General features: G+C 64.3%; 23 protein-coding genes. 12 read left to right on the forward strand and 11 right to left on the reverse strand.

What is annotated here, in order from left to right; all coding sequences use genetic code 11:
• Window positions 1-38: 38 nt before the first annotated feature.
• Window positions 39-911, forward strand: coding sequence for a carbohydrate ABC transporter permease (locus AC0L2O_RS17425; protein ID WP_473370564.1), 873 nt, complete (start codon window positions 39-41; stop codon window positions 909-911).
• Window positions 908-1,759, forward strand: coding sequence for a carbohydrate ABC transporter permease (locus AC0L2O_RS17430; RefSeq protein ID WP_369721469.1), 852 nt, complete (start codon window positions 908-910; stop codon window positions 1,757-1,759). The genes AC0L2O_RS17425 and AC0L2O_RS17430 overlap by 4 nt, the downstream gene beginning before the upstream one ends.
• 53 nt (window positions 1,760-1,812) lie before the next feature.
• Here the strand turns inward: AC0L2O_RS17430 and AC0L2O_RS17435 are convergent, their stop codons facing one another.
• Genes AC0L2O_RS17435 through AC0L2O_RS17450 form a run of 4 tightly spaced genes read right to left on the reverse strand, consistent with a single transcriptional unit; the run spans window position 1,813 to window position 5,221 of the window.
• Entirely contained in the window at window positions 1,813-2,313 is a 501-nt protein-coding gene (locus tag AC0L2O_RS17435; protein ID WP_473370565.1) for a DUF6622 family protein, read from the reverse strand.
• 13 nt (window positions 2,314-2,326) lie between these two features.
• Complete coding sequence (locus tag AC0L2O_RS17440; protein ID WP_473370566.1) at window positions 2,327-3,139, reverse strand: ABC transporter permease; 813 nt, start codon at window positions 3,137-3,139, stop codon at window positions 2,327-2,329.
• Window position 3,140: 1 nt separating this feature from the next.
• The gene (locus AC0L2O_RS17445; protein ID WP_473370567.1) at window positions 3,141-4,052 is read right to left on the reverse strand and encodes an ABC transporter permease; all 912 of its coding nucleotides are present in this window, start codon (window positions 4,050-4,052) and stop codon (window positions 3,141-3,143) included.
• Entirely contained in the window at window positions 4,049-5,221 is a 1,173-nt protein-coding gene (locus AC0L2O_RS17450; RefSeq protein WP_473370568.1) for an ABC transporter ATP-binding protein, read from the reverse strand. The genes AC0L2O_RS17445 and AC0L2O_RS17450 overlap by 4 nt, the downstream gene beginning before the upstream one ends.
• 122 nt (window positions 5,222-5,343) lie before the next feature.
• Here AC0L2O_RS17450 and AC0L2O_RS17455 point away from each other — a divergent pair, with 122 nt between their 5' ends.
• Window positions 5,344-5,574 (forward strand): hypothetical protein, encoded by a 231-nt coding sequence (locus AC0L2O_RS17455; protein WP_473370569.1) that lies wholly within the window; start codon window positions 5,344-5,346, stop codon window positions 5,572-5,574.
• Complete coding sequence (locus AC0L2O_RS17460) at window positions 5,571-5,873, forward strand: type II toxin-antitoxin system RelE/ParE family toxin (RefSeq protein WP_473370570.1); 303 nt, start codon at window positions 5,571-5,573, stop codon at window positions 5,871-5,873. The genes AC0L2O_RS17455 and AC0L2O_RS17460 overlap by 4 nt, the downstream gene beginning before the upstream one ends.
• On the opposite strand, the gene AC0L2O_RS17465 is transcribed toward AC0L2O_RS17460, so the two are convergent.
• Window positions 5,870-7,330, reverse strand: a complete 1,461-nt coding sequence (locus AC0L2O_RS17465) for a glycerol-3-phosphate dehydrogenase (RefSeq protein WP_473370571.1) — start codon at window positions 7,328-7,330, stop codon at window positions 5,870-5,872. The genes AC0L2O_RS17460 and AC0L2O_RS17465 overlap by 4 nt on opposite strands.
• 38 nt (window positions 7,331-7,368) lie before the next feature.
• Complete coding sequence (locus tag AC0L2O_RS17470) at window positions 7,369-10,056, reverse strand: sensor domain-containing protein (RefSeq protein ID WP_473370572.1); 2,688 nt, start codon at window positions 10,054-10,056, stop codon at window positions 7,369-7,371.
• Window positions 10,057-10,256: 200 nt separating this feature from the next.
• Between AC0L2O_RS17470 and AC0L2O_RS17475 the strand changes: the two genes are divergently transcribed.
• Window positions 10,257-11,360, forward strand: a complete 1,104-nt coding sequence (locus AC0L2O_RS17475) for an NAD(P)/FAD-dependent oxidoreductase (protein ID WP_473370573.1) — start codon at window positions 10,257-10,259, stop codon at window positions 11,358-11,360.
• 111 nt (window positions 11,361-11,471) lie between these two features.
• Here the strand turns inward: AC0L2O_RS17475 and AC0L2O_RS17480 are convergent, their stop codons facing one another.
• Window positions 11,472-11,651 carry a YdcH family protein gene (locus AC0L2O_RS17480; protein WP_369721463.1) on the reverse strand — a complete coding sequence of 60 codons (180 nt, stop codon included), beginning with the start codon at window positions 11,649-11,651 and terminating at the stop codon, window positions 11,472-11,474.
• Between the two features lie 328 nt (window positions 11,652-11,979).
• On the opposite strand from AC0L2O_RS17480, the gene AC0L2O_RS17485 reads away from it, so the two are divergent.
• From AC0L2O_RS17485 to AC0L2O_RS17495, 3 genes are all read left to right on the forward strand, one after another.
• The gene (locus AC0L2O_RS17485) at window positions 11,980-12,186 is read left to right on the forward strand and encodes a YdcH family protein (RefSeq protein WP_369721462.1); all 207 of its coding nucleotides are present in this window, start codon (window positions 11,980-11,982) and stop codon (window positions 12,184-12,186) included.
• A 128-nt stretch (window positions 12,187-12,314) separates the two neighbouring features.
• Window positions 12,315-12,533, forward strand: a complete 219-nt coding sequence (locus AC0L2O_RS17490) for a hypothetical protein (RefSeq protein WP_369721461.1) — start codon at window positions 12,315-12,317, stop codon at window positions 12,531-12,533.
• Window positions 12,534-12,557: 24 nt separating this feature from the next.
• The gene (locus AC0L2O_RS17495; protein ID WP_473370574.1) at window positions 12,558-12,809 is read left to right on the forward strand and encodes a hypothetical protein; all 252 of its coding nucleotides are present in this window, start codon (window positions 12,558-12,560) and stop codon (window positions 12,807-12,809) included.
• A 2-nt stretch (window positions 12,810-12,811) separates the two neighbouring features.
• Here AC0L2O_RS17495 and AC0L2O_RS17500 read toward each other — a convergent pair whose 3' ends face one another.
• Window positions 12,812-13,522 carry a GGDEF domain-containing protein gene (locus AC0L2O_RS17500; protein WP_473370575.1) on the reverse strand — a complete coding sequence of 237 codons (711 nt, stop codon included), beginning with the start codon at window positions 13,520-13,522 and terminating at the stop codon, window positions 12,812-12,814.
• Between the two features lie 142 nt (window positions 13,523-13,664).
• Here AC0L2O_RS17500 and purE point away from each other — a divergent pair, with 142 nt between their 5' ends.
• Window positions 13,665-14,153 carry a 5-(carboxyamino)imidazole ribonucleotide mutase gene (gene purE / locus AC0L2O_RS17505; protein ID WP_473370576.1) on the forward strand — a complete coding sequence of 163 codons (489 nt, stop codon included), beginning with the start codon at window positions 13,665-13,667 and terminating at the stop codon, window positions 14,151-14,153.
• Window positions 14,150-15,256 carry a 5-(carboxyamino)imidazole ribonucleotide synthase gene (locus AC0L2O_RS17510; RefSeq protein ID WP_473370577.1) on the forward strand — a complete coding sequence of 369 codons (1,107 nt, stop codon included), beginning with the start codon at window positions 14,150-14,152 and terminating at the stop codon, window positions 15,254-15,256. Before purE ends, AC0L2O_RS17510 begins: the two co-directional genes overlap by 4 nt.
• Window positions 15,257-15,292: 36 nt before the next feature.
• On the opposite strand, the gene aqpZ is transcribed toward AC0L2O_RS17510, so the two are convergent.
• The gene (gene aqpZ / locus AC0L2O_RS17515; protein WP_369721457.1) at window positions 15,293-16,015 is read right to left on the reverse strand and encodes an aquaporin Z; all 723 of its coding nucleotides are present in this window, start codon (window positions 16,013-16,015) and stop codon (window positions 15,293-15,295) included.
• Between the two features lie 261 nt (window positions 16,016-16,276).
• Between aqpZ and rpsU the strand changes: the two genes are divergently transcribed.
• Both rpsU and AC0L2O_RS17525 read left to right on the forward strand, forming a co-directional pair.
• Window positions 16,277-16,585, forward strand: coding sequence for a 30S ribosomal protein S21 (gene rpsU / locus AC0L2O_RS17520; protein ID WP_369721456.1), 309 nt, complete (start codon window positions 16,277-16,279; stop codon window positions 16,583-16,585).
• Between the two features lie 127 nt (window positions 16,586-16,712).
• Window positions 16,713-17,366: a tetratricopeptide repeat protein gene (locus tag AC0L2O_RS17525; RefSeq protein WP_473370578.1), complete on the forward strand. Its 654-nt coding sequence runs from the start codon at window positions 16,713-16,715 to the stop codon at window positions 17,364-17,366.
• A 27-nt stretch (window positions 17,367-17,393) separates the two neighbouring features.
• Here AC0L2O_RS17525 and AC0L2O_RS17530 read toward each other — a convergent pair whose 3' ends face one another.
• Both AC0L2O_RS17530 and AC0L2O_RS17535 read right to left on the reverse strand, forming a co-directional pair.
• Window positions 17,394-18,290: a hypothetical protein gene (locus tag AC0L2O_RS17530; RefSeq protein ID WP_473370579.1), complete on the reverse strand. Its 897-nt coding sequence runs from the start codon at window positions 18,288-18,290 to the stop codon at window positions 17,394-17,396.
• A 122-nt stretch (window positions 18,291-18,412) separates the two neighbouring features.
• Window positions 18,413-18,697, reverse strand: a complete 285-nt coding sequence (locus AC0L2O_RS17535; RefSeq protein ID WP_473370580.1) for a cupin domain-containing protein — start codon at window positions 18,695-18,697, stop codon at window positions 18,413-18,415.
• Window positions 18,698-18,699 lie beyond the last annotated feature (2 nt).

The raw sequence follows: 18,699 nt of genomic DNA on the forward strand, positions 1-18,699 counted from the left end.
GCATTCGCGGCCGGCACTCGTTTGAAGAGTTCGAAAGTATGGCGATTACGCTCTCCAGCGATCAGGCACGTCCCGCGCCGCCTCTGTCGTCGCGGCTGACCCCGGCGCAGGTCTGGGGGATCGTGCTGGTCGTACCCTATCTGCTCGTCTTCCTTGCCTTCGTCGTCTATCCCGTCTGCTACGGGCTCTGGCTGGCGCGCGCTCCGTCGAACTATGTGGCGCTCTACAACGATCCGATCTTCGCGCGCGCCGCGGTCAACACGCTGATTTTCCTGGTCATCGGCATCAACATCAAGATGCTGATCGCGCTGTTCCTGTCCGGCTTCTTCGCGCAGCAGCGCACCTGGATCAGATGGCTCTCGGTGATCTTCATCCTGCCGTGGGCGGTGCCGTCGATCCCGACCATCCTGTCGGTGCGATTCATGCTCAATCCCGAATGGGGCGTGATCAACCATCTCATCTTCTCTTTAACCGGCAACGACGGCCCGAACTGGCTGAACGACCCGACGGTCGCGCTGACCATGGCGATTGGCGTGCACATCTGGAAGTCGCTGCCGTTCTGGACACTGATCCTGATGACCGGCCGGCTTGCGATCGCGCATGATCTATTCGAAGCCGCCGAAGTCGACGGCGCGAGCTGGTGGCAGAAATTCCGCTATATCACCTGGCCGTCGCTGCAGACGCTCTACATCACCTGCACGCTGCTCTCGATGATCTGGACGCTCGGCGACTTCAACAGCGTCTACCTGCTCACCGGCGGCGGCCCGGCCGACCTCACCCACGTGCTGTCGACCCTCGGCATCCGCTATCTCCGGCTCGACGAGCTCTCGCTCGCGATGGCCTCCATCGTCTGCGCGATACCGTTCGTCCTGCCGCTGATGTACTTCATGATGAAACGGTTGTCGCGATGAAGCTCCCTACCTTGCGTGAAGTCGCGACCGAAGCGCGGTTGCTGCTGATCGGCATTCCCGTCTTCATCTGGACGATGATCCCGATCTACCACATGTTCCTGTTCGCGATCTCGCCCAAGGAGGACGCGTTCTCGGGCAAGCTGTGGCCGGACCATCCGACGCTGCATAATTTCGAGATCGTGTTCAAGCAGCAGCACTACTTCCTGCGCGACTTCTACGTGCAGTTCTGGAATTCGCTGGTGATCGCGGCCGCGGTCGGCGCGCTGACATTGTTGATCGCCACCGCGGCGGCGTTCTCGATCTCGCGGCTGCGCGTGCCCGGCGGGCGCATCGTGATGAACCTGGCGCTGTTCACCTATTTCATCCCCGCGGCATTCCTTGCCGTGCCGATGTACCGCACCATGGGCAATTACGGTCTGCTCAACAACCACTGGGCGCTGATCCTGGCCATGGTGACGATCGCATCGCCCTACGCGATCTGGGTGCTGAAGCAGGCCTCGGACAAGCTGCCGGTCGAGCTCGACGAGGCCGCGGTCATGGACGGCGCCACCACGCTGCAGATCTTCCGCCTGGTCTATCTGCCGCTGATGATGCCCTCGCTGGTCGCGATCGGCACCTACGCGGTGCTGCTCGCCTGGAACGAATATCTCTACGCCTTCCTGCTGCTGTCGAACGACCAGGACATCACGCTTCCCGTCGCACTCGGCAACTTCCTCGCCGCCGACGATTCGCCGTGGGAGCTGTTGATGACGACCGGGTTCATCTACGCGCTGCCCCCAGCCGCGATCTACTACGCCTTCCGCCGCTACATGGTGGGCGGGCTGACAGCGGGTGCGGTGAAGTCCTGACGCATGGTCCGGAAAACTGTGAAGCGGTTTTCCGAATAGACCATGCCCAACCTTCAACTATCGGCTGCGCGCTTCCTGCGATAGGCGAGCAGGAGCGCAACCGCCGAGCCGATGAAGTAGCCGGCGGTCGCGCCCGAAATGGCGCGGCCGACGATGATCGCAAGTACACGATCGCCGGCGTCGATCGCCGAGATGACACTGACCGTGTACTGCAGGGCGAACACAACCAGATTGCGGATCAGGCCGAACACGCTGCCCGGACGGATGATCTCTCCCGTCTTGTGATCGACGTCGAACGGACGCGGCGTCAGCACGCCGATTGGAAACAGCACGAGCGCCGCCCCGATCCACGCGACGAGCGGCCATTGGCCGTCCTGGTGCCCAAAACCGAGCCGCGAAAGACCCCAGGCGATGAAGACGACTGGCAGAATCAGCGCGCGCCAGATCGGCACCTTGCGCGGCTGCATCGACTGGATGCCCTGCCAGACCAGATAGGCGAGCAGGATCCAGACCCAGAGCGGGGTGTGGATCAGGATCTGATAGGCGAAGATCATGACAAGTCCCTCACTAGAGCGGTGCTGCGCTCTCGCCCCGCGAACTCGATAGTTTCGAGGCAAGCGAGGCGATGACGATGACCAACGCGATCAGGCCGATCACCAGCGTGCAGATCGCGTTGATCTCGGGCTTCACACCAAGCCGCACCTCCGAATAGATCCGGATCGGCAACGTCGCCGAGCCGGGCCCGGTAGTAAAGCTTGCGATCACGAGATCGTCGAGCGACAGCGTGAAGGCCAGCATCCATCCGGCGACGATAGCGGGGGCGATCAGCGGCAGTGTCACCGACAGGAAGGCGCGGACCGGATCGCAGCCGAGGTCCATCGCCGCTTCCTCCAACGACCGGTCGAGCGAACCGAGGCGGGATTGCACGACCACCGCGACGAAACACATCGTCAGCGTGGTGTGGGCGATCGTCACCGTCCAGAAGCCGCGCTCGGCGTTCAGCGCCACGAACAGCAGCAGCAGCGACAGTCCGGAAATGACCTCCGGCATCACCAGCGGCGCATAGAGCATGCCCGAGAACAGCGTGCGACCGCGGAAGCGCTCGCCGCGCGACAGCGCCACCGCAGCCAGCGTGCCGAGCAGGGTCGCGATGCTTGCCGAAGAGACCGCGACCCGCAGGCTCATCCAGGAGGCCTCGATCATGGCGCGGTCGTTGAAGAACTCGTGATACCAGCGCAGCGACCAGCCGCCCCACACCGTCACCAACCGCGAGGCGTTAAAGGAATAGATGACGAGAATGACGATCGGCAGATAGAGAAACGCCAGCCCCAGCGCCAGAGAGGCGATATTGAAGCGGGACAGGCGAGAGAGGTTTTGCATCTCAGCGCTCCTCCAGCTGCCGCCGCTGCAGCCGCTCGTAGAGCAGAAGGGGCAACAGCAGCACCACGAGCAGCACGATTGCCGCCGCGGAGGCGACCGGCCAATCCTTGTTGGTGAAGAATTCAAGCCATAACGTCTGGCCGATCATCAGCGAGTTGGAGCCGGCAAGCAGGTCGGGAATAACGAACTCGCCGACGATCGGAATAAAGCACAGCAGCACGCCGGCCCCGACACCCGGCAGCGAGAGCGGAAACGTCACGAGCCAGAACACCTGCCACCGCGGGGCCCCGAGATCGGAGGCCGCCTCCTCCAGCACCGGCTCCATCCTGGCAAGCGTGGCGTAGAGCGGCAGGATCATGAACGGCAGGTAGGAATAGACGATGCCGAGATACATCGCCGTGTCAGTGGACAACCACACCACCGGTTGGCTGACCAGATGCAGCGCCAGCAGGACCTGATTGAGCAGGCCATCGTGCTGGAGGATGTTGATCCAGGCATAGATACGGATCAGGAACGAGGTCCAGAACGGCACGATCACCAGCACCATCGCCACCGCCTGCCACCGCCGCGGCAACCGCGCCATGCCGTAAGCGATGGGGTAGCCGATCAGCAGCAGCAGTGAGGTGGCCGTGATGGCGACGGTGAGGCTGCGCAGATAGGCGAATAGATAGATGTCGTCGGAGGCGAGCAGCTTGAAATTGTCGATCCCGAGCGCAGCGAAGGCCAGCTTGATCGCCGCCCATCCCGCCGTCAGGTCGAACACCGGCTCGTAAGGCGGCTGCGCGATCGCGGTCTGCGACAGGCTGATCTTCAGCACGAAGCCGAACGGCACCAGGAAGAACAGCACCATCCAGACGTAAGGCGCGATCGCAGCGAAACGCGCCGGGCGGGCGAAGATGCGGCGGGTGCTCATCGTTCCAGCACCACGCAGTCGTCGGGCGTGAACCAGGCCACGACGTGCTGGTCAACGCTATAGGCATCGACATCGAGGCGCGCAGTGTTGGCCACCGCGGCCTGCACCATTCCGCCGGAATCGAGCTTCACCTTGTAGGTGGTGGTGCCGCCGAGATAGCAGATGTCCGCGACCACGCCGTCCAACCGGTTGATCGCTGTTTCATGACCGGCCTCGCTCACCGGGCCGCGGCGCGACAGCTTGACCTTCTCGGGCCGGATCGCGACCGACAATTTTGCCTCGCCGATCGGCTCGCGCGGCTCGGCCGCGACCAGCGTGCCGGCATCGCTTGTCGCAATGACCAGGCGATGGCCATCGCGCAGCTTGAATTCACCGTCGAAAAGATTGATGTCGCCGACGAACTCCGCGATCCAGCGTGAGCGCGGCGCCTCGTAGAGTTCGCGCGGGGATGCGACCTGGGCGAGCTTGCCGGCGTTCATCACGCCGATCCGGCTTGCCATCGTCATCGCCTCTTCCTGGTCGTGGGTGACGATGATGAAGGTCATGCCAAGCCGGCGCTGCAGCTCCATCAGTTCGCCTTGCGTGCTCTCGCGCAGCTTCTTGTCCAGTGCTGCGAGCGGCTCGTCGAGCAGCAACAATTGCGGCCGGCGCGCCAGCGCACGGGCCAACGCGACGCGCTGGCGCTGGCCGCCGGAGAGCTGGTCGGGCTTGCGCTTCTCCAGGCCTTCGAGCTTCACCAGCGCAACCATCTCCGCCACACGGGTGGCGATGTCGGCACGCGCCATCCCTGCGCGCTTGAGGCCAAAGGCGATGTTGTCACGCACCGTGAGATGCGGAAACAACGCGTAGTTCTGGAACATCATGTTGATCGGGCGCTGATGCGGCAGTGCCTGGGCGATGTCCTTGCCGCCGAGCAGGATGCGCCCTTCGTCCGGGGCCTCGAAGCCGGCGAGCATCCGAAGCAGCGTGGTCTTGCCGCAGCCGCTCGGCCCCAACAGCGCGAAGAACTCGCCCGCCTTGATGTCGAGCGTGACGCCGTCAACGGCACGGAACGAACCGAACGTCTTCGCCACGCCCTCGATCCGCAACAGCGGCTCGTCGGCCGCCGGATGCACGTCGCCGCCGGCCGAAGCGACCGCGCTCTCTGTTCTGGGCAACTCTCCAGCCATATTCCCCGCCAACCCCGATGCCGCCGCACGCTAGCGGCGGATCGGCCTTTGCTCAACCGGTTCGCGGCGGATCGCCCCAGATTGGCCTTCATGCCGGTCGTCAAAAGGCGTATAATCGCGAGATGACCAAGTTGCTGGACCAGGCTCTGGAAATTGCACGTAGTCTGCCTTCGGACGCGCAGGATGACATTGCTCGGGTCGTGTTGCAGCTCGCCGGCGCAGAAGCGGCCTCACCTATCATTCTCTCGGATGATGAGAGGTCTGCAATTGCAGCATCCAAACAGGCGGCTTCACGAGGCGAATTCGCCACGGAGGCTCAAGTCCGGGCGACTTGGGCCAAACACGGCCTGTGAAGATCCGCTACACACTTCCGGCGCTGGCCGATCTCGATTCCACCCTGACCTACATTGCAGCGACCTCTCCGCAAGGAGCAGCGCGCGTCCAGAAACGCATTCAGGACGCGATCAGCCTGTTGCTCGATCATCCCGAGATCGGTCTCCGGACTGACGATCCCGAGATCCGACGACTGACCACAACGCCCTATCCGTTCCTTATCTTCTACGAGATAGGGAGCGGGGAGATCATCATCCACGCTATCCGTCATGGGGCTCGCGATCCCAGCGGGATGCCGGGTGCGCGTGATCCCGTCTAGTTCACACTCCCCATGAACGCGGCCAACGCGTCGCGGTCCGCTGCGCGCATGGTCAGGCCAAGTTTGGAGCGGCGCCAGAGAATATCGTCCGGGAAGCGCGCCCATTCGTGGCTCATGAGATACTTCACCTCGGTACCGGTCAGCTCGGGACCGAAGGCCGGGCCGAGATCGTCGCGGCTCTTGGCTTCACCGAGCACCGCCGGCAATCGCGAGCCATAGGCGGCAACGAGCCGTTGGGCCTGCGCCTCCGAGAGAAAACGCCAGCGGTCGCGGGCGAGATCGACCTCGTTCTCGAAACGATCCCACGCAAAATCTCCGCCGGGCAGCGCAGCGTCCGCGGTCCAGGGGGGCGACATCGGATAGAACGGCGTCAGCTTCGTCACCGCCCGCTCTGCGCGCAGGCGCGATGTCGTGACGTCGCCGCCGAACATCGTGAGCAGCGGCGCCGTGCGCCGCCGCGCGTCGAACAGGGCTGTCCCGTCGCGCCGCGGCGCCGATGGCGGCCTCAAATTGACGCCGGAGATCGTTCGCACGACATCCGTCGGGGCAACACGCTCCCGGAAATAGCGGCTCGCCGCCTCGCAGAGATAGGTGACATCGGCCCCCGCTATCGCGACGATCGCCGGATCGCCCGTAAAGGCGTGCGTGATCGCGCCGATCAGCGTGAAGTCGCGCTCGAAGGGGCTCGCGAAGATCAGCTGCCCGTCGCTGTTCTGGAAGGCATAGACGTTGTTGGCTTCGAACAACCGCGGCACGACGATCTGGCTGATTTGCATGGCCGCCGTGGACGGCGGCGGCTGGCGCAGCACGGTCTCCGCAACGATAGAGGTCCAGCCGCCTGTGGCATTGGCGAGCGCGCGCGCGGTGATCACCCGGCGGTGGCCGCGATCGATCACCGCGAGCCGCCAGATATCGGTCCTGTCGGCGCGCACGCAGCGTGCCCCGGTCCGGATCGCGGCGCCACGCTCAGCGGCATCCAGCGCCGTGAGCACCACCAGGCGGGAATCGTCGACCACGCAATCCGAATATTCGAAGGCGATGCCGAATGGACGCTTCAGCGCATTGCCGACCGGATGATGCGTGATGTCGAGCGTGGTCGAAGCCGGCAGACCGCTCCGCTTGGCGAGGCTGTCATAGACGAACAGGCCGGCACGCAGCAGCCAGGGCGGACGTTCGTCGGAATGGGCGGGGATCACGAAACGCATCGGCCGGACCAGATGCGGCGCGATCCGAAGCCAGATCCGGCGTTCCCTGAGCGCCCGGCGCACGCGCCAGAAGCCGCGCCGCTCCAGCACCGATAGATCGCCGTGGATCAACCGCGGCGTCGCCGAGGACGCCGCGCCGCCGAGATCGCCCTGCTCGATCAGGATGACCCGCAGGCCGCGGCCCGCGGCATCGCGCGCGAGGCTGGCACCGTTGAGGCCGCCGCCGATGATCGCGAGATCGTAATCCGCCATGAAACCGTCGAGAGGGAGCGAAAGGACGCTCCTCATCACTAGCCGGTCTTGAGCGCGAGCTCCACGGTTTCAGCGCGCCCGACCAGGCCGGCATATTGCCCGATCGGCAGGGGCTTGCCGAGCAGATAACCCTGTACGCCGTCACAGCCCTCCTTGGCGAGGAAGGCGAGCTGGTCGATGGTCTCGATGCCCTCGGCGATGATCGACATGTCGAGGCCATGGCCGAGATCGATCACGGCGCGGACGATCGCGGCCGATTGCGGATTGCGGCCGAGATTCATGATGAAGGCGCGGTCGATCTTGATCTTGTCGAACGGGAACGCCTGGAGATAGCTCAGCGAGGAGTAGCCGCTGCCGAAATCGTCCATGGAGATGCGGACCCCGAGCGCCTTCAGCCGGCGCAGCAGACCCAGGCCGCGGTCAAAATCCTCGATCAGCACGCCCTCGGTGATTTCGAGCTCAAGCCGGCCGGGGGCAAGCCCGGTCTCGAGCAGGATGGAGTGGACGAGCCCGACCACGTCGCCGTGCATGAACTGCGCGGGCGACAAATTCACCGCGATCTGGAGCGGTTTCGGCCACGACGCCGCCTCGCGGCAGACCTGGCGCAAGATCCATTCGCCCATCTCGACGATCAGCCCGCTCTCCTCCGCGATCGGGATGAACTCGGCCGGCGAGACCTGGCCGCGAACCGGATGTTGCCAGCGTGCGAGCGCTTCAAAACCGATGATCTCGCTCTCGGCGACGCTGTGGCGCGCGACGGCCTGCGGCTGGAACGCGAGCGACAGCTCGCCGTTCTTGATTGCCTTCGACAAATCCTGATGCAGCACGCGCCGGTCGCGGATCTGCTGGTCCATCTCCGGCTGGTACAGGCCGATCGTGCCGCGTGATTTCTGCTTGGCGCGGAACAGCGCGGCACCCGCATTGGCGAGCAGCGAGGCGGCGTCGGCGCCGTTGTGCGGGAAGACCGACATGCCCGTGGTAAGGCCGGCGCGCACCGCGCGGCCGTCGATCTGGAATTCCTGGGCGACGGCGCCGCCAAGCTGCTGCGCCAGCGCGAGGCCCGCGTCCGGCTGCTTGCCGTCGATGATCAGGCCGAACTCGTCGCCGGAGAGGCGCGCCACCACGCCGCCGCGCGCGGCGTCCTGGAGCCGCTGCGCCACCTCGACCAGGAGCTTGTCGCCGAGCGCATGGCCGAAGACGTCGTTGACCTCCTTCAAGCCGTCGAGATCGACGCAGAGCACGGCGAACTCTTCGGCGGTGCCCTCGCAGGCCTCGATCATCTGGGTCAGCGCCTGAAGGAAAGCGGCCCGGTTCGGCAGATCGGTCAGGCCGTCATGATAGGCCATATGCGCCATGCGCGACTCGGTCTGCCGCCGGTCGGTGACGTCCTCGTGGGTCTTGATCAGATATTGCGGCTCGCCGGCATCGCTCAGCACGGTCGCGCGGCGGGTGAGGAACAGCCGCAGGCCGTCCTTTGTGGAGATCGGATGCTCCTCGGTGACCATCCCGCGCTTCTTGATCGCGGCCTCGTCGCGCGCGATGATCAGCTTCGCTTCCTTGGCATTGAAGATATCGGACGCCGTCAGTCCGGTGGCTTCCTCGCGCCTGCGGTTGAGGATCGTCTCCGCGCTGCGATTGGCGAGCAGATAGCGGCCGTCCCTGACCTGCTCCACGATCAGCGCCACCGGGATGTTGTCGACCACGAGCTCGAGGAACTTCTTGGTGCTCTCCAGCTCCTGCGAGAGCGACTGCCGGTCGGTGATGTCCTCGAACACGAGCAGCAGGAATTCAGGCTGGTTGCTTTCGTTGCGGACCACGATCCTGATCGAGGAGACCCTGCGCCGTCCCGAACTCTGTTCGACCTCGAACTCGTTGCGATATTGGCCGTCGGGCGACGCGAGCGCGGCGCGATCGGTCGCCTCGATGCTGGCTGCCGAATTGGACGCGAAAAGCTCGCGCGCGTTCTTCCCGGCGACGTAGTCCCGCGAGAAGCCCCAGAAGCGCTCATAGGCGCTATTGGCGAAGATATAGCGGCCATCCTCGATGGTCTTGGCCGCTACGCAGGCCGGCACATGGTCCAGCACCGTTTCCAGGAACTGCTTGGTGGAGGCGAGCTGCCGCGAGAGCCTGCGCTGCTCGCTGACGTCGAGATGCGTCGTCACCGTCCCGCCGTTGGGCAGGACGAAATGTTTCACCAGAATGGCCCGCCCGTCCGGCAGTTCGGTGATCAGGCCGTTGGGGCTTGCCGCCTTCTCGTAAAACTCGTCGTTGGAAACACCGCCAACCACCCCGCGCTTGCGCCGCAGATCCAGGATGTCATAACCGTTCATGTCGGCCCAGAGATCCGACCGCGACAGCCCGTAGATCTCGAGATAGCGGTCGTTGCAGAAGATGATGCGCCGCTGCGCATCCGTCATCATCACGCCCTGGTTGAGATTGTTCATGGCGGAGGAGACGAAGGCGTTGCGCCGCAACTGGGATCGCTTGGCCCGGCGCAAGGCGGAATGAATCCACAGGGCGATAGCGGCCAGGAGCGAACACACGACAACGCCGCCGATCAGGGCTTCCCAGACCAGGCTGGGATCGAGTCCGCCGAGATAGGCCGCCGGGGCAAATTGCTCGGACGACGCAAAGGCGCGCGCAGGCGTGATCGCCGTGCCCAGGCACACGACGGCCTGCACAGCAATCACAATCGTGCTGCCAGCCTGCCAGTTCTTCTCAGCCATCAGCCACCCGCGTTTGAACGTGGATTGTCTGGCTTCGCGGGTTTGGATCGGGTAAACGGCTGTACGCCCAATGGAAAAATGTGTCCCAGAATACGGCAATTGCCCTGACATGATAAATGCCTCCTTAACGGACAACGACCGCGCGGCACGTTTGCCAGGCAAATCGGTTCCCCCGGCTTCAGCGAAAATCCTCCGCAACCATGGATAGGGTCGACTGCGTCGTCATCGGAGCCGGCGTGATCGGGCTCGCGGTGGCCCGCAAGCTGGCGCAGGCCGGGCGCGAGGTAATCGTGCTCGAGGAGGCCGAGGCCATCGGCACCGTGACCTCCTCGCGCAACAGCGAGGTGATCCATGCCGGGATCTACTACCGCGCCGGCAGCTGGATGGCGCGCATGTGCGTCAGCGGCAAGCACGCACTCTACCGCTATTGCGGCGAGCGCGGCATCCCGCACAAGAACTGCGGCAAGCTGATCGTCGCAACCAGCGCGAAGGAAACCGAGAAGCTGCAAGCGATCAAGGCGCATGCCGAGGCCAATGGCGTGCTCGACATGCAGCTGCTCTCGGGCGATGCGGCGCGCACGCTGGAGCCCGCGCTCGCCTGCGACGCAGCCCTGCTCTCACCGTCGACGGGCATCATCGACAGCCATGCCTACATGCTCTCGCTGCGCGGCGAGGCCGAAGCGGCAGGCGCGGCCTTTGCGTTTCACACGCCCTTGATCCGCGCCAAGGTGGCAGGCGGGTTCATCGAGATCGACGCCGGCGGCGAAGCGCCGATGACACTGCAATGTGGCCTGCTCGTCAACGCCGCCGGGCTTTCGGCGACGACGGTCGCGCGCCACATCGACGGCATGCCGCTGGAGCGGATTCCGCCGGCCTATCTCGCCAAGGGCAATTACTTCAGCTGCAACGCCAAGGCACCGTTCTCGCGCCTGATCTATCCGGTGCCGGAGCCCGGCGGCCTCGGCGTGCATCTGACGCTGGATATGGCGGGGCAGGCCCGTTTCGGGCCTGACGTGGAGTGGATCGAGACGATCGACTATGCGGTCGATCCCTCGCGGGCCGAGCGCTTCTATCCGGCGATCCGCAAATACTGGCCGACGCTGCCCGACGGCGCGCTGATGCCGAGCTATTCAGGCATTCGCCCGAAGATCGTGCCGCCGGCTGTCGCCACGCAGGATTTCCTGATGCAGGGTCCGACCGACCACGGCGTCGAAGGCCTGATCAACCTGTTCGGCATCGAATCGCCGGGATTGACGTCATCGCTTGCGATCGCGGATCACGTTGCCACGCTCGCAGGCCTCTAAACGCCGCGCAATCACGATGGCGCAGCGCGCACCTTCCGCGGGGATGAGCGCACAAGCTCCCATCCCCGCGTGAAAGGGTACGATCAAACTCTACGCTGTTTACGGGGGTTACTAGTGAAGCGTCTCGTTGTGCTTCAATCGCTCGATCTGGTCCTTGACCAGCAACTTCCGGCGCTTCAACTCAACAATTTGCAGGTCGTCTGTTGAAAGGTGCACGAGAGCGTCGTGCAATTCGTTTTCGAGAGTTTTGTGCTTCCGTTCCAATTCAACCAGATGTGCCTGAATTGTCATTCGAAACCTCCTCGGTAGGGGTGAACCTTGGATTCGATCCGGACGAGGAAGTGTACATCACCGATTCGTTCTGTCGATGGGTATCCGTCGTCGCAGTGTCATTTTTGAAAATTCATATGTAACGAACCGTGAGTAAGGAACCACGCGGGGAAAAATCCATGATATCAATGCGCCTGCGTGAACCCGGTTAAGCGATCACCGAAATATCTTGCGAGAGAACGGTGGCCCGCGATCCAGATCGCTTGCGATCGCGCCGCGCAAGGACGATAATTTCCACAGGGCATCCACAGCCTTAATCTCAAGCTATCGGTTTTCGGCCACCGCAGACATGACCAATGAAAACGAGCGCGAGCTCGAAGCCGAACTCGCCCGGTTGCACCAGGAACACCGAGATCTCGATGCGGCGATCGATGCACTGCATCAATCGCCCGCCCCCGACCTGTTGCGGTTGCAGCGATTGAAGAAGCGCAAGCTGTTGTTGCGGGACCGGATCGCCTTCATCGAAGACCAGATCACGCCCGACATCATCGCCTGATCCACAGCGATCGCGCCGCGGTGAAGCTGCGGGCGCTGGAATCCGCTTGACTCGATTGGAACAAAGAGAGAACATTTTGGAGCCGCCGCCCCCAGAAGACGTCCAAGACAACGCCCAGGAAAACGCAGATGTCAGCAGCCGCCCTTTTCGACAACAGCCACTATGAGCAAGCCTGCGATCAGGCCATCGCGATGTGCGACGGCAATCTGCGCAGCACCATCAAGGCGCTGATCATGGCCAACGAATATCTGGAAGCCGAGCTCGAGGAATTACAGGCGGCGATCTCGGCCGGCTGCATTCCGGAGACCTCACGCAGCAAGATGCGGAGCAAGAGCAGCGCCGCCTGAATTCACCATGCTGGAGCAACGCCAATGTCCGATGTGACCTATTACGTGGCAATGCCCTTTCTTATCGATGCCGACGGATCGCCTGTCGCGGGCGCGGCTGAAGAATGCCAGACCTCGACGGCAGCCTTGCGGCGCGCCGAGATGTTGGCACGAGGTGCTGGCCATATCGGCGCGGTCGCGTTCAGCCGCAGCGGCGATCCCATGACCGGCGAATTTGGTGACGCCAAGCTGCTGCGCAAATTCGGTAACGTCCCGGAAGATCTGGCTACGTTGTAAACTCAGCTGCTGACAAGCCTGATCCGCGGCTCGTGCCGCCGCTGCGCCTTGCGCACATACATGGCAGCATCAGCCTCCTCCAGCGCGCGGGCGGCATCGGAGTGCGCGCCGAGCAGCGCGACGCCGGCGGAGGCGCCCGCCGTCACGTGTTGCCCGCGAAAGACGAACGACAATTCGTCGACCGCCTGCTCCAAAATCACGGCTTTGGCCTTGGCATCGGTCTCGCTGAGATTCCACAACAGCAGCGCAAATTCGTCGCCGCCGAGACGGCCGACCATGTCGGAGGCGCGGATTTGCCGCGTCAGCGTGGCGGCGATCGCCTTCAGCACCTCGTCGCCCGCGCCATGGCCGAACGAATCGTTGATCGGCTTCAGCCGGTCGACGTCGAGCACGATCAGCGCGCCGCTGGCGCGATAGCGCTTCATATAGGCGATGGCTCGGTTGAGCTCGCGCTCGAAACCGCGCCGGTTCGGAATGTCGAGCAGGAAGTCGGTGTCGGCGGCGGCTTCGAGTTCCGCGATGCACCGCAGCGCCCCTCTCAGCTTGGTCCGCAGGGCGCGGATGGCCGCCTTGTTGATGTCCGTGGCGCCGTCATCTGCGAGCGCGCGGCGACGTGCCGGCACGGCACGCTTTGGGACAGCTTTGGCTCGGCTCCCGCTGGTTTTCCGGCCCTTTTTGGCCTTCGCAGCTGTCGCCCTTGTTGGTTTCTTCATGGGCATCCTGCTCAATGAAGGCTTGCGGGGATTCACCAAGACAGGATAGTGCATTCCCTTCTCCTTGCCACCGCCTTGCGATCCGCCGGCCGGAACCGTTAATCTGGCCTATGTTTCTGTTTTCCCGAGCACAATTGACGACATGACCGCGCCGATCGCCATCATCATGGGAAGCCAGTCGGACTGGGAGACCATGCGGCATGCCGCCGACACGCTTGCAGCTCTCGGCGTCGCCTGTGAGAGCCGCATCGTCTCGGCCCACCGGACCCCGGACCGGCTGTTTACCTTCGCCAAGGGCGCCAAGGCCGCCGGTTTCAAGGTCGTTATTGCCGGCGCGGGCGGCGCTGCGCATCTGCCCGGCATGGCCGCGGCTCTGACGGAACTGCCGGTGTTCGGCGTCCCGATCGAATCCAGGACGCTCAAGGGCATTGATTCGCTCTATTCGATTGTCCAGATGCCCGCCGGCATCCCGGTCGGTACCCTGGCGATCGGCAAGGCCGGTGCGATCAACGCGGCGCTGCTTGCGGCAGCCGTGCTGGCGCTGTCCGATCCGGCCCTGTCCGACCGCCTCGCCGCCTGGCGCAAGGCGCAGACCGAGGCGATCGCCGAGCGCCCGGAGGACAAGGCGTGACTGACTCAAGGCAGGTGAAGCTGAAGCCCGGCGACACCATCGGAATCCTCGGCGGCGGGCAACTGGGCCGGATGCTGGCGATGGCGGCGGCCCGACTCGGCCTGCGCTGCCAGGTGTTCTCGCCCGATCCGGATTCGCCGGCCTTCGATGTCGTGCTGAACGCGACCTGCGCGGAATACGCAGATGTCGAGGCATTGGAGCTGTTCGCCAACGACGTCGACGTCATCACCTACGAATTCGAGAACGTGCCGGCGGCAGCCGCCATGGTGCTGGACGCGCGCCGCCCGGTGCTGCCCAACCGCAAGATCCTCGAGACCACGCAGGACCGGCTCGCCGAAAAGGATTTTGTGACGCGGCTCGGGATCGGCACCGCCGCTTATGCCGACGTCACCTCAGTCGCATCGTTGCGCGAGGCGATCGCAAGGATTGGCCTTCCGGCGGTGCTGAAAACTCGCCGCTTTGGCTATGACGGCAAAGGCCAGGCCATCATCCGCGAGGGCGACGACATCGCGAAGGTCTGGACCAGCCTCGCCACCAAACTAGCGATCCTGGAAGCCTTCGTGCCGTTCGAGCGCGAGATCTCCGTGATCGCCGCACGCTCGGCCGCGGGCCAGGTCGAGTGTTTCGACGTCACCGAGAACGAGCATCGCGACCACATCCTGAAGATATCCCGTGCGCCCGCGCCGATTTCGAACGTGTTGGCCGAAGAGGCGCGCAGCATCGCCGGCAAGATCGCAACCGCGCTCGACTATGTCGGCGTGCTGGCCGTCGAGATGTTCGTGCTCGCCAACGGCACCGGACCGAAGGTGCTGGTCAACGAAATCGCCCCGCGCGTGCACAATTCCGGTCACTGGACACTCGACGGCGCGTCCGTGTCGCAGTTCGAGCAGCATATCCGCGCCATTGCCGGCTGGCCGCTCGGCAAGCCGGTGCGCCACGGCGAGATCGTCACCATGACCAATCTGATCGGCGACGAGATCAACGATTACGAGACATGGCTGAGCGTGCCGGGCGCGACCGTGCACATCTACGGCAAGGGAGCACCGCGCCCCGGCCGCAAGATGGGCCATGTCACCGAAGTCATGCCTTCGAAAGGCAAGTGACGGGACCGCGGCAAGTGCCGCGATCCCGCTGCTCGATCATGCCGTCTTCACGCCCGCGACGACGCCCGTGGGCTCCTCGCTGAGCCAGCGATAGATCACGCCGCCCAGGGCGCCACCGATCAGGGGCGCGACCCAGAACAGCCAGAGCTGCGCCAGTGCCCAGCCGCCGACGAACAGCGCCGGTCCGGTGCTGCGCGCCGGATTCACCGACGTGTTGGTGACGGGAATGCTGACAAGATGGATCATGACCAGCGCGAGCCCGATCGCGAGCGGGGCAAAGCCCGCAGGCGCGCGGCCATGGGTCGCGCCCATGATGACGAACAGGAACATCATGGTCATCACCACCTCAGTGACGAAGCAGACGACCATGCTGTACTGGCCGGGCGAATGCGCATCATAGCCGTTGGAGGCAAAGCCCTTGGTGACGTCGAAGCCGGGAGCGCCGCTGGCGATCATATAGAGCAATTCGGCGGCGACGATCGCACCGCAGACCTGTGCGATCACGTAAGGCAGGATCTGGCCTGCGGGAAAGCGCCCGCCGGCAGCAAGCCCGACCGTGACGGCCGGATTGAGATGACAGCCGGAGATGTGCCCGATCGCGTAAGCCATGGTGACCACGCTTAAGCCGAACGCCAGGGAGACGCCGACCAGGCCGATCCCGACTTGCGGAAAGCCCGCCGCGATCACCGCGCTACCGCACCCTGCGAATGTGAGCCAGAACGTGCCGATGGCCTCCGCGGCGTATTTTCTCATATCCATGTCGTCCTCCCCTGATTTCCAGAACCTCCGGATCAAGTTCCGGAGAACGGTCCGCCTTTTGGCGCCAAACCACCCAAATTGCGACCATGCAGCGGGTTTTCGCCCCATTTAATGGCGTAACTTGGCCCGAAAAAGCGGTTCGCAGGTGGACATGTCGGGTTTTGTCTGATACATCCGCGCGCTCAAGGTTAAGGGCCGGGCGTTTCGCCATCCCCTTAGACTTACCAGAATTCAAATCCGATCCACTGAAGAGGATGCCGCGTGCAGGTTCTCGTTCGCGATAACAATGTCGACCAAGCTCTCAAGGCGCTGAAGAAGAAGATGCAGCGCGAGGGTATTTTCCGCGAGATGAAGCTGCGCGGCCATTACGAAAAGCCCTCCGAGAAGAAGGCCCGCGAAAAGGCCGAAGCCGTGCGCCGCGCGCGCAAGCTGGCCCGCAAGAAGCTGCAGCGCGAAGGCCTGTTGCCGATGAAGCCGAAGCCGGTGTTCGGCGCCGGCCCTGGCGGTGATCGTGGCGGTCGTGGCGGCCCGGGTGCGGGCGCTGCTGCAGGTCCGCGCGGACCGCGTTGATTTTGCCGAAATCGCAACACTGAGTTTTCGATGACGCGGGCCTTGGGCCCGCGTTATTGTTTTGTAGCGGTGCCTTTTCTGGGACGGGGCACTACAGATGCGGCACCAGCGCGCGAGCGAACCGTAGATGGCCGACCCTTTCCCCGAGCCCGGCTTTCTGCGGCTCCGCCAGATCTGGCGTCAGCCGCTCGCGCTGACCTTGGTGGGAATCGCCCTGTGCGGCTGCTCCTTCGATTTGGGCTCGCTGACGCCCGAGAAGGACAAGCCGCAGGAGGCACCGAAAGCGGCAGCTGCCGCCCCGGATAGCGCAGTCAGCGCTGCCAACATCACTGAAGCCCAGACCCACACGGTCAAAGCCCAGGCGCTAGCGAAATCGGGGGTGACGTCGGCAGCGCTGGACGAGTTCAATCGCGCCGTCGCGCTCGACCCCTACAACGCACAGGCGCTTTACGGCCGCGCTCTGCTCTACCAAAGCAACAACGAGCACGACTTCGCGATCGCCGATTTCGGTGCCGCAAGCGGGCTCAATCCGCAGAAGGCCGAACCGCTGCTCGGCCGCGCGATCAGCTATCTCGCCATCGGCAAGGTCAAGGAGGCCGCGGCCGATCTCGACGAGGCCTCCGAAGTCGACCCACAGAACGCCCAGGTCTGGACGGCGCGGGGGCAGGCCTATGAGCGGCTGGGCGAGAAAACCAAGGCGGCGGCGTCCTACACCAAGGCAGTCTCGCTCCGCCCGCGCGACGAGGCCGCCCGCAGCGGTCTCGCCCGCGTCGGCGGCTGAAAGATTTGGCGCGGGTCAGGCGCGGTCTTAGTCGGGGGTTACGTTCTTCGGCAGGACGGCGTGGAACATCGACTTGACGCCGGACAGCATGTCGTCGGCGACATTGGTCTTGGGCCGCGGCACGGAGCCACCCGCGTCAGCGCGCAGATCGAGCGGCGGCGCGATCACCGGCACCGGGATATCGGCCGGCGGCGTCAGCCGGTTCGGGTCGTCGTTGCCGACCGAGGCCGTGTAAGGCGGGTTCGCAGGCATCTCGACCGACGGCGTTGACACCGTGATCGGCGGCGGTAGCGGTCGCACGAATGGGGGCACAGCAGTCACGAGCCGCGGAGCTTCCTGGGCGCGCGGCGCTTCGGGCGCGCGAGCAGCCTCTTGCGGCGCGACTTCAGCCGGCTTCTCGGCAGATTTGGCCTCGGGGAATTTGCGCAGTCGCTCGATCGCGGCGCGCGCGAGATCGTTGGCGTCGGGGCCCGCAGCCGCCGGGGCGGCCGACGGAGCCGAATTGGCCTCAACCACCGGCACGGTGGCGGGAGCGGTAACGGCCGGGGTGGACGTCGGGATGGACTTGGCGACCGCCTTCTCACGCGCCGAAGGCCGGCCGCGCGGACCGGCGGGAGCGGCCTCGACCGGGGCCACGTCCGCAGCTTTGACGTCGGCAGCCGGCTGATCGACCGACTTCTCGACTGCCGCCTTCTCCGTCACGTTCTTCTCGGAAATGCCCTTGGCCTTGACGCCGGGGATCGGGAGGTTGGCCGTATCGGCAGGCTTGCCGTTCTTGCCGCCGTGGGCAGGCGCCACCAACGCGGCTGGGGTATCAGCCGCCGGCCGGGCGTTGATGTAGTGATTGACGATGTAGGCCCCGATGATCGTGGCGAGCACCGAGGGGAAGATATCCATCGAGATTTTAGCGATGTATTTCAGCATTCCGGCCACTCCCCGCGCGATCTGATGCGGGAACTTTGAGGCATAGTAAGGGATCAACTGCGACGGATCGATGGCAATCGGTAACGTCTGCCCAAGGCTTTAACAAGGCTTCAACGCTCCACCTAAAGCTTCAGCTCGATCTCAAGGAACACGATCTCGGTTGAGGTTTCGTTAAGCACATCATGTCGGACGCCGGCTTTGCGAAAGTAGGACTTTCCGGCCGCAAGCTGCGCCTTGGAACGCTCCCCGCCCGGGGCCACGATCGTCATTTCACCGGCGACGACGGGAACGATCACATAGTCCATGCCATGGGTGTGGTGCCCGGTCGCGCTGCCCGGGGCGAGCCGCCATTCGGTGACCCGGACCTCCTCATTGTCGATCTGAACCTCGGAGCTGGCGGCAAGCATCG

The organism is Bradyrhizobium sp. Kon10, assembly GCF_055807395.1.

What these genes read in the sequence shown, in the direction of transcription:
- aqpZ (WP_369721457.1), bottom strand. Translation starts at nt 16,015, where the DNA reads ATGGATATGAGAAAATACGCCGCGGAGGCCATCGGCACGTTCTGGCTC.
- AC0L2O_RS17525 (WP_473370578.1), top strand. Translation starts at nt 16,713, where the DNA reads ATGGCCGACCCTTTCCCCGAGCCCGGCTTTCTGCGGCTCCGCCAGATC.
- AC0L2O_RS17495 (WP_473370574.1), top strand. Translation starts at nt 12,558, where the DNA reads ATGTCCGATGTGACCTATTACGTGGCAATGCCCTTTCTTATCGATGCC.
- AC0L2O_RS17530 (WP_473370579.1), bottom strand. Translation starts at nt 18,290, where the DNA reads ATGCTGAAATACATCGCTAAAATCTCGATGGATATCTTCCCCTCGGTG.
- AC0L2O_RS17435 (WP_473370565.1), bottom strand. Translation starts at nt 2,313, where the DNA reads ATGATCTTCGCCTATCAGATCCTGATCCACACCCCGCTCTGGGTCTGG.
- AC0L2O_RS17440 (WP_473370566.1), bottom strand. Translation starts at nt 3,139, where the DNA reads ATGCAAAACCTCTCTCGCCTGTCCCGCTTCAATATCGCCTCTCTGGCG.
- AC0L2O_RS17480 (WP_369721463.1), bottom strand. Translation starts at nt 11,651, where the DNA reads ATGACAATTCAGGCACATCTGGTTGAATTGGAACGGAAGCACAAAACT.
- AC0L2O_RS17485 (WP_369721462.1), top strand. Translation starts at nt 11,980, where the DNA reads ATGACCAATGAAAACGAGCGCGAGCTCGAAGCCGAACTCGCCCGGTTG.
- AC0L2O_RS17425 (WP_473370564.1), top strand. Translation starts at nt 39, where the DNA reads ATGGCGATTACGCTCTCCAGCGATCAGGCACGTCCCGCGCCGCCTCTG.
- purE (WP_473370576.1), top strand. Translation starts at nt 13,665, where the DNA reads ATGACCGCGCCGATCGCCATCATCATGGGAAGCCAGTCGGACTGGGAG.
- AC0L2O_RS17470 (WP_473370572.1), bottom strand. Translation starts at nt 10,056, where the DNA reads ATGGCTGAGAAGAACTGGCAGGCTGGCAGCACGATTGTGATTGCTGTG.
- AC0L2O_RS17465 (WP_473370571.1), bottom strand. Translation starts at nt 7,330, where the DNA reads ATGGCGGATTACGATCTCGCGATCATCGGCGGCGGCCTCAACGGTGCC.
- AC0L2O_RS17490 (WP_369721461.1), top strand. Translation starts at nt 12,315, where the DNA reads ATGTCAGCAGCCGCCCTTTTCGACAACAGCCACTATGAGCAAGCCTGC.
- AC0L2O_RS17430 (WP_369721469.1), top strand. Translation starts at nt 908, where the DNA reads ATGAAGCTCCCTACCTTGCGTGAAGTCGCGACCGAAGCGCGGTTGCTG.
- AC0L2O_RS17450 (WP_473370568.1), bottom strand. Translation starts at nt 5,221, where the DNA reads ATGGCTGGAGAGTTGCCCAGAACAGAGAGCGCGGTCGCTTCGGCCGGC.
- AC0L2O_RS17500 (WP_473370575.1), bottom strand. Translation starts at nt 13,522, where the DNA reads ATGAAGAAACCAACAAGGGCGACAGCTGCGAAGGCCAAAAAGGGCCGG.
- AC0L2O_RS17455 (WP_473370569.1), top strand. Translation starts at nt 5,344, where the DNA reads ATGACCAAGTTGCTGGACCAGGCTCTGGAAATTGCACGTAGTCTGCCT.
- AC0L2O_RS17445 (WP_473370567.1), bottom strand. Translation starts at nt 4,052, where the DNA reads ATGAGCACCCGCCGCATCTTCGCCCGCCCGGCGCGTTTCGCTGCGATC.
- AC0L2O_RS17535 (WP_473370580.1), bottom strand. Translation starts at nt 18,697, where the DNA reads ATGCTTGCCGCCAGCTCCGAGGTTCAGATCGACAATGAGGAGGTCCGG.
- AC0L2O_RS17475 (WP_473370573.1), top strand. Translation starts at nt 10,257, where the DNA reads ATGGATAGGGTCGACTGCGTCGTCATCGGAGCCGGCGTGATCGGGCTC.